Source organism: Bacillus sp. F56 (assembly GCF_001748205.1).
GTDB classification, from domain to species: Bacteria; Bacillota; Bacilli; order Bacillales; family Bacillaceae; genus Bacillus; species Bacillus stercoris.
The window spans coordinates 1-11,383 of sequence record NZ_BDFC01000008.1; the positions used below are offsets into that span (position 1 = coordinate 1).

The following is an 11,383-nucleotide window of genomic DNA, read 5'->3' on the forward strand; positions in this document are numbered from 1 at the left end:
CACTCTCAACTTGTTTGGTGGCGATAGCGAAGAGGTCACACCCGTTCCCATACCGAACACGGAAGTTAAGCTCTTCAGCGCCGATGGTAGTCGGGGGTTTCCCCCTGTGAGAGTAGGACGCCGCCAAGCAAGCTTAAACCCAGCTCATCGAGCTGGGTTTTTTGTTTTATATCTGTACCGGTTTGTTTTCGTCGGCATCCATTTTATTGAGCTTTCTGCTTTTTAAGTTCTCTAACATTTTTAATACCAATACAATCCCAAGCATGATCAACATGAGCGTTGTAAATAACCAAAATGCAGTTTGTACGGGAAACTCATCTAGACTCCATCCGACTGCGATTGGCAGGATAGAGCCGCCTAATCCATTGGCAGCGAGCAGCATGCTTGTCGTTTGTTCGGTTTTTCCAGGGTAAAATTGATTAGTGATAATTAAAGCAATGGCGAACATGCCGGCCATAAATAATCCTAAGAAGAAACAAAGAACAAACCCAGCAAAAGCTGTTTTGCTTATTGCCAAAATACAGAGTGAAATGAGGCCGCCGATATTTATCAGCCTAAGATAACGATGATAGGTTAATTTTTCGGAAACCGGCCCGGTCAGTAAACGGCCGATGATCATACCGATCCAATATATTGTTACCGTAATGGTCGCTAAGGAGTTTGAAATATCCCATTTCTCAGCAAAGATAGAAGGGATAAAGTGAACAATTGATACTTCACTGCCTCCATAAAAAAAGAAGTAAGCAGCTGCTAAACAAATAAACAGTAAGCCATGCTTTCGAAAACTTGTAGGTGCTTGTTGCTTTCCATCGGCCGAGGTGTCTGTTTGACGATTGAGTAAATCGTCTAAACTGCCAAAACTCATCCGGCTCCAAACAACCATTAAAAGAAATGAACTTACCCCCAATACAAGAAAAGCCAATGCCCATACATGATTGCTGATTAAAAAACCAGACAGCAATGGCATGAAAAGTGCCCCTAAACCGTATGCTACTTCCATCTTACTCATGGCGATTGCTTGTTTTTCTTTAATTGCTGTTAGGATGATTGTTCCTACACAGGATTCTACCAGCCCTGCTCCAAGTCCAGCCATACTGACAAGAAGAAAGAGCAGCGGCCATGGAGGAAGGAAATAAATAAACAACTCGCAGCTGATCATGGCTAGCCCAATTACAACGACTTTTCTGCGTCCCATTCTTTTTACAGCATAAGGCATCCCCAATACACCGATTAAAAACCCCATAAATTGTGAAAAAACTAATACACCGCCATTACTGTAGCTTTGGGCGTAATGGGAAAGTAATTCCGGCAGGACGGCTCCAAGTATAACGAGAGTAAAGGCGATCGATCCATAAGATAAACATCCAATCCACAGTAAACGAGTTTTCATTCATTAATCTCCTTTGATAAAAATAATACTCTCTACAATTTTTATGATAGGACTGGCAGCAAAATAAGCGTTTATGTAGTTTATATTTAGTTTTTTTACAATAAATCCATTTATTTCTATCATAACATAAGCTGTTTAAATAGGAACCCCCTATGCAAACGTTAACAAATAATTAACAATTTTTACTATTTATCTAGTTGACATTAATTTCTAGAATTTATACGATGATTAACGAGTTTTACATATTTTATTAAATAGGGGTGTTGATAGTGGGGACTAAAGAAATTACGAATCCAGACAGTTTATATTACAAAGTGGATGATGTTGTCATGGAAAGAGGAGAAGGCATTTATTTATACGACTCAGAGGGCAATGAATATATTGATTGTGCTTCTGCTACTTTCAACTTGAATTTGGGTTATACCAATAAAGAAGTTATTGATACAGTCAAAGAACAGGCTGACCAGCTGATACATGTCACTTCATCCTACCAAACCAACGCCGTTAATAAACTAGCTGAAAAACTTGTAGAAATCTCCCCCGACAATCTCACGAAAGTTCACCCCAAAGTCAGCAGCGGTTCTGCCGCGAATGAAGGAGCTATCAAAATGGCTCAAAACTATTCAGGGAAAACAGATGTCATTTCTTTATTCCGAAGCCATCTTGGCCAAACGTATATGATGTCTGCGTTATCCGGAAATTCGTTTCGAAGAGAGCCGTTTCCCCCTCAGTTTTCTTTTGGCTTGCAGGTGCCTGACCCCTATTGCAACCGGTGTTTTTACAATCAGAAACCAGATTCATGCGGAATGCTTTGTGTAGAAAGAATTAATGACTTTATCGAATATGCGAGCAACGGAAAAATTGCCGCGATGATTATTGAACCGATCTCCGGTAATGGAGGAAACATCGTTCCGCCTAAGGAATACTTTAAGCAATTAAGAAAGCTCTGTGATGAGCATGATATCGCGCTTATTTTTGATGAAATTCAAACTGGATTCGGCCGTACAGGCAAGATGTTTGCCGCTGATTACTTTGATGTGAAACCGAATATGATGACGGTCGCAAAAGGTTTGGGCGGCACGGGGTTCCAGGTTGCCGCTACACTTACAGAGGATAAGTACATGGGATTAGCCGGCCATAATCACTCATTTACTTATGGTTCAAATGTGATGGCCTCGGCAGCGGCTTGTAAGACCATCGAAATCATGCAGCGTCCTGGCTTCTTAGAAAATGTAACAATTGTCGGGAATTACATTATGGATTCTTTAGAGCACATGAAGAAAGAATTTACCTTTATTGCTGACGTCAGAGGCGTAGGTTTGATGATCGGCGTTGAAATTGTAAAAGAGAATAATGAGCCTGATGTAGAACTGACCAATTATATTGCAAAACGGGCTATGGATTATGGGTTAATTTTACGTACTTCCCGTTACGGATTCGGAAATGTATTTAAAATCCGTCCGCCTCTCACGATTACGCTTAGTGAGGCTGAGGTGCTTTGTTTCAAACTTCGTAAGCTATTGGAGGATATCAAGTGAAAGAATATATTATAGAGCTTGGAAAATTTGTTTATGAGGAAGTAAAGGGACAGAAAGGAACACTGAAAAACCGGTTAGTTAACGGGTATTCCCCAGGGGGAGATGCACAGTTTAACATTGATGCGGCTGCTGAGAACGCAGTGCTGGATTATGTGCAAAGCAAAAAAGAATCAGTCGCGTTTTATACGGAAGATGGGGGATTGAAGATATTTGGAGACAATCCTCAATATATTTTGATTGTTGATCCGATTGACGGTACGCGTCCGGCAGCTGCAGGTCTTGAAATGTCTTGTATCTCTATCGCATTAGCAGCGTACAAGCCTGACGCAAAAATTAAGGATATTGAATTTGCTTTTCTGCTAGAGCTGAAAACAGGAGCCTATATGTACGCGGATGTTTATTCTGAGGGGATCTATTATGAAGGCTATCGTGGCACCCTGCCAAATCTGAGCAAGGTGGAAGACATTAAACATATGTTTTGGAGCCTTGAGTTTAATGGGCATCCCTCGAATCTGATGATTGATGCGTACGGTCATTTGATAGATCAGTCAGCGAATAATGGAGGCGTTTTTGTTTTCAATAGCGCTTCATATTCTATCTCCAGAATTATCACAGGGCAGATGGATGCCTATGTGGATATCGGCAATCGTTTATTAAAGGACGATCCTGCGCTGCTAAAAGATTTTCAGGCTGTAGGAAATGGGCAGGTTCTGCATCTGTTTCCTTATGATATTGCCGCAAGTGTGTTTTTGGCGAAAAAAGCGGGTGTTGTCATTACTGACGCGTATGGAAAGTCCTTGGATGACACACTTCTGACGGATCTTAGCTACAATAACCAGCAGTCATGCATCGCCGCGTCAACGAAGGAGCTGCATCAGAAGCTGCTGGATCAAATTCGCTGGGACAGAAAGGAAGAGACATATGAAAGCGTTGGTCTGGACTCCTAATGAACGGCTGGAATTGCAAGAAGTAGAAGAACCTCAAATTAAAAAAATGAACGATGTAAAAGTAAGAATATACGGGACAGGCATCTGCGGAACGGATCTAAATGTTCTAAAAGGAAAGATGCGCGCGACTCACGGTATGATCCTTGGTCATGAATCTGTGGGCGTGGTGACAGAAACAGGACCTGAGGTTAAAAACGTTAAGCCTGGTGATCGTGTTGTGATCGATCCGACTCAGTTTTGCGGGAAGTGTTATTATTGCAGAAAAGGTTTAACTTGTTATTGTGAAACATTTGAAGACTGGCAGCTGGGATTAGGGGCACATGGCACATTTGCCGATTATTATGTGGGCGAGGACCGATTTATGTATAAAATCCCGGACGCTATGGAATGGGAACGAGCCACTTTAATTGAGCCGCTTTCTTGTGTGTTAAATGTAATTGAGCGGGCTGCTATCAAACCTGACGATTCTGTACTGGTATTAGGTTCAGGGCCGATTGGACTGCTTGTTCAAATCATGGTAAAAAAACTCGCTAGGCTGACAGTTGCGACGGAGGTTGGTGAGTACCGTTCAGAAGCGGCGCGCCGAATATCTGACTATGTTTATCACCCTCAGGATTTAACGATAGATGAGGTCAAACGGATTAACCAAGGGAGAACATTTGACGTGATCTTTGACGCGATCGGTAATCAGCTTGAATGGGCATATCCATTAATTAACAAGGGCGGAAGACTTGTGCCTATGGGATTTGATGATACGTATGAGATGAAAATCAGGCCTTTCCAGCTGCTTTCTAACGGTGTGACGATTGTTGGAACCGGAGAGGCGCGCCAAATTATGGAGGATGCGGTATCATGTGCTGCGGACATGCCTCAGCTTTCTGAATTAATTACGGAGAAAACTCCGCTTGAGAACTACGAGGCTGCCATCCAGGAATTGATGGGTATAGGTGCGTTGCCAAATGAGAGAAAAGATATTACTGCCATTAAAACGATTCTTGTGTCTCATCCGGATATGATATAATCCAGCGAAATGGCTCAGACTATGTTTGAGCCATTTTTTTCTTCAGCATTCATCTTGCGTAATTGATGAAAATTTATTATGATACTTTGTATGACAACTCCTTGCCTCAATACAATATACTCAACGTTTCCCCGTTTTCCCCGGTCGTTTTTCTTTCATTTTTCTCCCGTAAAATAAAAAAAGCTCCCAATACAATAGATATGGTGCGGATTTATTTTTTTATAAGAAGGAGTCGTTATATTTGAATAATAGTTTTACATTACAACAGCAATGGTTCGGGAATATCCGAAAAGACATTCTTGCTGGCATTTTAGTTGCGTTAGCATTAATTCCTGAGGCGATCGGCTTTTCTATTATAGCCGGTGTGGATCCGATGGTCGGTCTATATGCGTCATTTTGTATAGCCATTATTATTTCTATTTTTGGCGGAAGACCTGGCATGATTTCAGCTGCGACTGGTTCAATGGCAGTCGTTATGGTGTCGCTCGTTGCTGATCATGGGCTTCAGTATTTATTTGCGGCAACGATTTTGACAGGCATTATTCAGGTGATTTTAGGTATCAGTAAAATAGCGAGATTAATGAAATTCATCCCGCGTTCTGTCATGATCGGGTTTGTAAATGCGCTGGCGATCCTTATCATCTCTGCGCAGCTTCCTCAGTTTGAAGGTGCTTCTTGGAGTATGTATGCGATGCTTGCCGGGTCGCTGGTTATTATTTATGTGCTTCCGAGGTTTACGACTGCTGTTCCGTCCCCGCTTGTTGCGATCATTGTGATGACAATTATTGCGGTCACTTTCCATGTGGATGTGCGGACGGTTGGTGATATGGGCAATATTTCTAGTTCATTGCCGCATTTCTTAATTCCCGATGTTCCGTTAACCTTTGACACACTGCAAATTATTTTTCCTTATTCGATTGCTTTAGCGTTTGTCGGGTTGCTTGAATCGTTGCTGACAGCACAGATTATTGATGAAATGACGGATACGGACAGTGATAAAAATAAAGAGAGCCGAGGACAGGGAATTGCGAATATCGTGACCGGATTCTTTGGCGGCATGGCAGGCTGTGCTATGATCGGACAATCTGTCATTAACACAAAAGCGGGCGGGCGCGGACGTTTGTCAGCATTTGTGGCTGGTGCTTTTCTGATGTTTTTAATTGCGGTGTTAAGTCATGTCGTGGTGAAAATCCCAATGGCTGCGTTAGTGGCTGTAATGGTTATGGTGTCTGTCGGCACATTTGATTGGTCTTCTTTAAAAGGACTCAAAAAAGCGCCGCTCACGGACTCGATTGTCATGGTTGTGACTGTGATAACGGTTGTTGTGACGGATGACTTATCTAAGGGTGTATTTGTCGGCGTTCTTTTAAGTGCCGTGTTCTTTGTGGCAAAAATCTCGAAGCTGAAAATCGTTTCTCATGCAGAGGATCAAAAGCTTAGAACCTATCAAGTGAAGGGGCAGATCTTTTTTGCGTCAGTGACGGATCTTGCAAATGCGTTTATTTATCAAGAGGATATTGAGCGGGTCGTGATTGACTTAACGGAAGCTCATGTATGGGATGATTCTGGAGCGGCAGCACTTGATAAGATTGTTGCGAAGTTTAAAGAACAAGGCATTGAAGCCGAGTTAAAAGGTTTGAATAAAGCGAGTAAGTCTCTAATGAAACAGATGGCATAAAATAGGGAAGCCCAGATTAACGAGATCTGGGCTTTTTTATATAACATACGGTTAAGCAGCATTGATATAATAGAGAGAAGAGAAATTTAAAATAGGGGACTTGCATATGATGCTTCAGAAGCTGAACCGTGTATTGGGGAGGGTGATGCCGCTTTTAACGCCGACTAGTGTGGTGTTGGGCGTGCTGTTGTCTCCATTTTTAAATGGATATGAAAGCGCAGTGCCTTGGATCTTTGCGTTTATTACGTTTGCAGGCAGTTTAAGCGCGAACTTTCAATCTTTGAGACATGCATTATCTCACCCTCTCCCTATGATTCTTGCACTTTTTGTTCTTCATATTTTTATGCCGCTTTTTGCTTGGGGAAGCGGCCATCTTATCTTTAAAGGCGACCCTTTAACGATCACTGGTTTAACGTTGGCTGTCGTAATTCCTACTGGGATTACAAGCTTGATTTGGGCAGCGATGTACAAAGGAAATGTCGGTTTGACGCTTTCGATTATCTTAGTTGATACTGTGCTGTCACCGCTAATCGTACCGCTGAGCCTTTCATTGCTGGCCGGCGCTCAGGTTCATATGGACGTGTGGGGAATGATGAAAGGCCTGATTGTAATGGTCGTGATTCCTTCTTTTCTGGGCATGCTGTTTAATCAGATGTCATCTCCTGAACGAACTGCATCTGTGAGCAGCGCGCTGTCGCCTTTTTCAAAGCTTTGCTTGATGGCAGTGATTGCGATTAACAGTTCAGCGATTGCTCCTTATTTCAAAGCCATTGATTTGAGGTTTGCAGGAATAGCTGTAACGGTCTTCTTTATCGCGTTAACAGGCTATGCCGCTGCTTGGCTGATCGGAAAAATGATGAAAAGGCGCCAAGAGGAAATAGTCTCTCTTATATTTACGGGAGGCATGAGGAATATCAGTGCCGGCGCAGTTCTTGCCGTTACGTTCTTCCCATCTCAGGTTGCCGTTCCAGTAGTGATCGGCATGCTGTTCCAGCAGATATTGGCTGCTTTGTTTGGCTATATGCTGAATCGTTTTGAATTAAAACCAGTGTTGCAGAAAGCATAAAAAACCGCTCATAGGATTGAGCGGTTTTTTCCGTATAGCCATTCGAGAGCGGTGATGAACTGTTTGCAGAAATACTTGCGGTGGTGCACCGCCCCTTTTTCAATTGAAAGACAAAGCTGGTCTTCAGTGAAGCCTTTTTCTTTTAAACTTTGGTGAACTTGCTTTGTTTTTTTCAGCATATGCCGCTGAATGGATTGTTTTCCACGGCCTTCTTCACTGCCGACAGACATGAAAATACGCGCAGTGCCGGGTGTTAAAGAAGAAATATGAATGGTTTCCGCTGCGTTCTCGTACCAGTATGAACCTGAGATAGAACCTATTTTCCCAAACACTGACGGATACTTTAATAAGGCGAACATTGAGATGAGGCCGCCTAATGAGGCACCGATCATTCCTCTTGTTTGCGGTTTCCTGGCGACGTTCCAGTTTTCTTCGATAAACGGAATGAACCGGTTTGTCATGTCAGACAGATAGTCATACCCCATGCCTCCGAAGTCCGGGAATCGATCACTGAGTGATGCAGCCGGCCATGGCGTGTATTCGTCAAGCCGATTTTCAGGTTCGATACCAATTAGTACAAGTTGAGGGAGCCTTTGCTGTTGAAATATGCTTTCTAATAATTCAATTTGGCCGTGAAACAAAGAATGGCCATCTTGCACATAAACAGCAGGGAATTCCCCGCTATCTGCGCTGTAGGAAGGAGGGAGGTACAGCGTGAACCTCCTGTTGCCGGCTTTGTGTTCTGAAAGAGATCCTTTCAAGCATTCTCCCCCTTTTTTTGCTTAAAAAGCAAATATAAGAAATAAGGAACACCGAGGATCGCCAAAATGATGCCTGCGGGCACTTCCGCGGGCTGAAAAAACAGTTTTCCTGCAAAGTCTGCGCTTATCACAAGCAGCATCCCGATTAAACCGCTCAGTGGCAGAATATAGCGATGTTCGACGCCGGACAGCCTCCGTGAAATATGGGGAGCAATTAAGCCGACAAACGCCATGCTGCCCGCTACGGAGACACAGGCACTGATGATTGCTACACAGGCGACGAGCAGGATGGTTTTTTCTTTATTTGATGATATGCCAAGGCTTCTGACTGTGTCTTCATCAAAACGAATGGTGTCGAGCAAGCGGGATTTGGCAATAAGAATCGGTATAAACAGCAGCATCCACGGAAGAACGGCTGTGATATACGTCCAGTTGGCAGACCAGATGCTTCCGTTTTTCCACACCATGGCCATTTGATAGTCTTGCGGGTCCATTTTTAATGATAAAAACAAAGAAAGGGCGCTGAATCCTGAATTGATCGCGATTCCTACCAGAATAATTCTTCCTGAATCTAAATTGCCTCTGTGCCATGCAAATATGTAAATCAGGAGCGCCGCGATGAGCCCGCCTATCAATCCAAAGAGCGGCATCCCCATCGCTGCAGCTATGGATGTCACTTCCTTCTGGCCTTGGAACAAGAGCATAAACGCCACAATACCGGCTCCTGCCCCTGCGTTGATTCCGAGAATTCCTGGGTCAGCAAGCCCGTTTCTTGTGATGGCCTGGATGACAGCGCCTGCAATGCCAAGACCGAGTCCGATAATAGCAGCCATGACAACCCTCGGAAGTCTTAGATCGAACAGCAAAATTTCATACTGCGGATTCGGATCGATTTGAAAAAGAGTGGAGAGCAGCTCAGCCGGACGAACAGAAAATGATCCGCTCGTTAAGCTGAAATAGCTGACAACGAGAATCAAAACGATGAACAATGCATATTTTTTAGCCATTTTGCTCCCCTCCTTTTCGTTTAATCAAATAAAGGAAGAAAGGTACGCCGATAATGGATGTTACGACCTCAATCGGTGTTTCAAACGGATAGTTGATAAATCGGCTTGCGAGATCACACAGGGTTAAAAAGATTCCGCCCAAAATACAGGAACACGGAATCAGCCTGCTGTAATCAGAGCCGACGAGAAATCTCGTGATATGCGGAACAACCAAACCAACAAACGCAATTTTTCCGGCCAGCGCTACGGCACTGCCGGTTAAAATAATGACGGAAAGCATCGCCATGATTTTTATGGTTTTTTTCTTTTGGCCCAGACTTTTAGAAATGTCATCGCCTAAGGATACGGCAGTCACCTTTTTGCTGAGAGACATGGCCATTATGATACCAATCAGGAAAAACGGAGCGGCAAGCTTCAGGAAATCCGGACTCATTTGATGAAGTCTGGCACTGTACCAGAAACTGAGATCCTGAGAAATTTGAAAATAAATCGACATGGCCGCTGATAAACTGCTGAGCAGCATGCTTGTGACTGTACCGATGATGGCGAGCTGCACGGGGGTAAATCCGTTCGGCATCATGGCGGCAAGGCCGAATACTAACACAGCCCCTAACGCTGAGCCGATAAAAGAAAAAATGATCATTTCAATCGACGATGATTGCGGGAGCAGAACCATACAGAGCGTGATGATAAACGCGGAACCATCTGAAACGCCCATAATGGAGGGCGAAGCTAAATAATTGCGCGTAATGCCTTGCATAAGCGCTCCAGAAACAGCAAGGGCTGCCCCTATGAGCAGAGCGCCGGCAGCCCTTGGAATCCGAGAATGCCATATAATTTGATGGTCTGTGTTTCCCGGATCGAAATGAATAAGAGATGTAAAAACAATATCTGTGCTAAGATGCTTTGCCCCATAAAGGATTGAAAGCAAAAGCGACAGTGCTATAGCAAATGGAGAAGTAATCAATATGATACGTGTCCACTGTTTTGAATACATACAAAAACCTACTCTGAATTAGTTTTGTGTCAATTTTTCAGCAGCCGCTTTCAGGAAACGGACTTTGCTCCAAGCTGTGCCGCCTTGTGCGAGAGGGTCCACTGAGTTGACATACACATGATCTTCTTTGACTGCTTTCAGGCTTTTCCAGATTGGATTTTTCTCCAGATCTTTTAAGGCATCAGGTTTGTCTGCATTTTCATCATCAGAAAATTGGACAAAGATATGATCCGGGTTCATTTCACTTAATTTTTCTAATGAAATCAGTTCTTGCGCTTTTGCAGCTTTTACTTCGCTCGGCGCCTTAAGGCCTAAATCACCGTATAGCGTGGAGTTGAAATACACCTGTTCAGGGTAAATGTAAATGTTGCCTTGTCTGATTCTGATGACAAGCGCTTTTGAATCTTTCGCTTTATTATTGATTTTAGTTTTTGTTTCTTTTAGATCCTGTTCATAATCTGCAATGATTTTTTTCGCTTTTTTCTCTTTTCCAGTCAGCTGGGCAAGCAGCATCATGTTTTCTTTCCAGTTTGAAGAGATATGAGAAACTGGGATCGTTGTGCCGGCTGTGCTTATTTTTTGCAGTGTTTTTTCTGGGAATTTTGTTGAAGCAAGGATGACGTCTGGCTTCATTTCTAAAATCTTTTCAATGTTTGGCTCCATTTTTTCTCCGGTTGATTGGGCTTTATCAGTAATATCTTTGAACATATCAGGGAATTTGCCTGAGAATGAAATCGCGCCTTGCGGGTGAACATCAAGCAGTTTGGCATCTTCCATTGATTCAACGCTTCCCGTAATGGCAATTTTGTCTGTCGGTACAGTTACTTCATATGTTTTATCCAGGTATTCAATTTTCTTCTTCTCCGATGCTGTGCCGCTTGCCTTGCTGGCGGTCGATTCGTTTTTGCTGCCGCAGGCTGCTGCCGTCAGCGCGAGAAGCAAGATTAATAAGGTTAGAGATATTTTTTTCATCTATAG

At 43.2% G+C, this 11,383-nt stretch carries 10 protein-coding genes and 1 rRNA gene; 6 read left to right on the forward strand and 5 right to left on the reverse strand.

Translation table 11 applies throughout. The features are described from left to right. Positions 1-13 precede the first annotated feature (13 nt). Positions 14-129: ribosomal RNA gene (gene rrf / locus BFW96_RS13740) — 5S ribosomal RNA — on the forward strand. Positions 130-166: 37 nt separating this feature from the next. On the opposite strand, the gene BFW96_RS13745 is transcribed toward rrf, so the two are convergent. Continuing rightward, complete coding sequence (locus BFW96_RS13745) at positions 167-1,390, reverse strand: MFS transporter (RefSeq protein WP_069839715.1); 1,224 nt, start codon at positions 1,388-1,390, stop codon at positions 167-169. A gap of 269 nt (positions 1,391-1,659) precedes the next feature. Here BFW96_RS13745 and BFW96_RS13750 point away from each other — a divergent pair, with 269 nt between their 5' ends. From BFW96_RS13750 to BFW96_RS13770, 5 genes are all read left to right on the forward strand, one after another. Beyond that, positions 1,660-2,928: an aspartate aminotransferase family protein gene (locus BFW96_RS13750; protein WP_040084377.1), complete on the forward strand. Its 1,269-nt coding sequence runs from the start codon at positions 1,660-1,662 to the stop codon at positions 2,926-2,928. Next, positions 2,925-3,875 (forward strand): inositol monophosphatase family protein, encoded by a 951-nt coding sequence (locus BFW96_RS13755; RefSeq protein ID WP_069839716.1) that lies wholly within the window; start codon positions 2,925-2,927, stop codon positions 3,873-3,875. Before BFW96_RS13750 ends, BFW96_RS13755 begins: the two co-directional genes overlap by 4 nt. Beyond that, positions 3,850-4,896: a zinc-dependent alcohol dehydrogenase gene (locus tag BFW96_RS13760; protein WP_069839717.1), complete on the forward strand. Its 1,047-nt coding sequence runs from the start codon at positions 3,850-3,852 to the stop codon at positions 4,894-4,896. The genes BFW96_RS13755 and BFW96_RS13760 overlap by 26 nt, the downstream gene beginning before the upstream one ends. 241 nt (positions 4,897-5,137) lie before the next feature. Continuing rightward, complete coding sequence (locus BFW96_RS13765; RefSeq protein ID WP_069839718.1) at positions 5,138-6,574, forward strand: SulP family inorganic anion transporter; 1,437 nt, start codon at positions 5,138-5,140, stop codon at positions 6,572-6,574. A gap of 145 nt (positions 6,575-6,719) precedes the next feature. After that, entirely contained in the window at positions 6,720-7,640 is a 921-nt protein-coding gene (locus BFW96_RS13770) for a bile acid:sodium symporter family protein (protein ID WP_080488011.1), read from the forward strand. Between the two features lie 8 nt (positions 7,641-7,648). Here BFW96_RS13770 and BFW96_RS13775 read toward each other — a convergent pair whose 3' ends face one another. Genes BFW96_RS13775 through feuA form a run of 4 tightly spaced genes read right to left on the reverse strand, consistent with a single transcriptional unit; the run spans position 7,649 to position 11,377 of the window. Then, a complete protein-coding gene (locus tag BFW96_RS13775; RefSeq protein WP_069839720.1) occupies positions 7,649-8,401 on the reverse strand; it encodes an alpha/beta hydrolase in 753 nt (250 codons plus the stop codon). After that, on the reverse strand, positions 8,398-9,408 hold the full coding sequence (feuC, locus tag BFW96_RS13780) for an iron ABC transporter permease FeuC (protein WP_014662556.1): 1,011 nt from the start codon (positions 9,406-9,408) through the stop codon (positions 8,398-8,400). The genes BFW96_RS13775 and feuC overlap by 4 nt, the downstream gene beginning before the upstream one ends. After that, the gene (locus tag BFW96_RS13785) at positions 9,401-10,405 is read right to left on the reverse strand and encodes a FecCD family ABC transporter permease (RefSeq protein ID WP_069839721.1); all 1,005 of its coding nucleotides are present in this window, start codon (positions 10,403-10,405) and stop codon (positions 9,401-9,403) included. Before BFW96_RS13785 ends, feuC begins: the two co-directional genes overlap by 8 nt. Before the next feature lie 18 nt (positions 10,406-10,423). Next, positions 10,424-11,377 (reverse strand): iron ABC transporter substrate-binding protein FeuA, encoded by a 954-nt coding sequence (gene feuA / locus BFW96_RS13790; RefSeq protein WP_014662558.1) that lies wholly within the window; start codon positions 11,375-11,377, stop codon positions 10,424-10,426. Positions 11,378-11,383 lie beyond the last annotated feature (6 nt).

Bases quoted from the DNA above. Each gene is read 5' to 3' on its own strand.
- BFW96_RS13745 (WP_069839715.1), bottom strand. From the start codon at position 1,390: ATGAAAACTCGTTTACTGTGGATTGGATGTTTATCTTATGGATCGATC.
- feuC (WP_014662556.1), bottom strand. From the start codon at position 9,408: ATGGCTAAAAAATATGCATTGTTCATCGTTTTGATTCTCGTTGTCAGC.
- BFW96_RS13760 (WP_069839717.1), top strand. From the start codon at position 3,850: ATGAAAGCGTTGGTCTGGACTCCTAATGAACGGCTGGAATTGCAAGAA.
- BFW96_RS13770 (WP_080488011.1), top strand. From the start codon at position 6,720: ATGCCGCTTTTAACGCCGACTAGTGTGGTGTTGGGCGTGCTGTTGTCT.
- feuA (WP_014662558.1), bottom strand. From the start codon at position 11,377: ATGAAAAAAATATCTCTAACCTTATTAATCTTGCTTCTCGCGCTGACG.
- BFW96_RS13785 (WP_069839721.1), bottom strand. From the start codon at position 10,405: ATGTATTCAAAACAGTGGACACGTATCATATTGATTACTTCTCCATTT.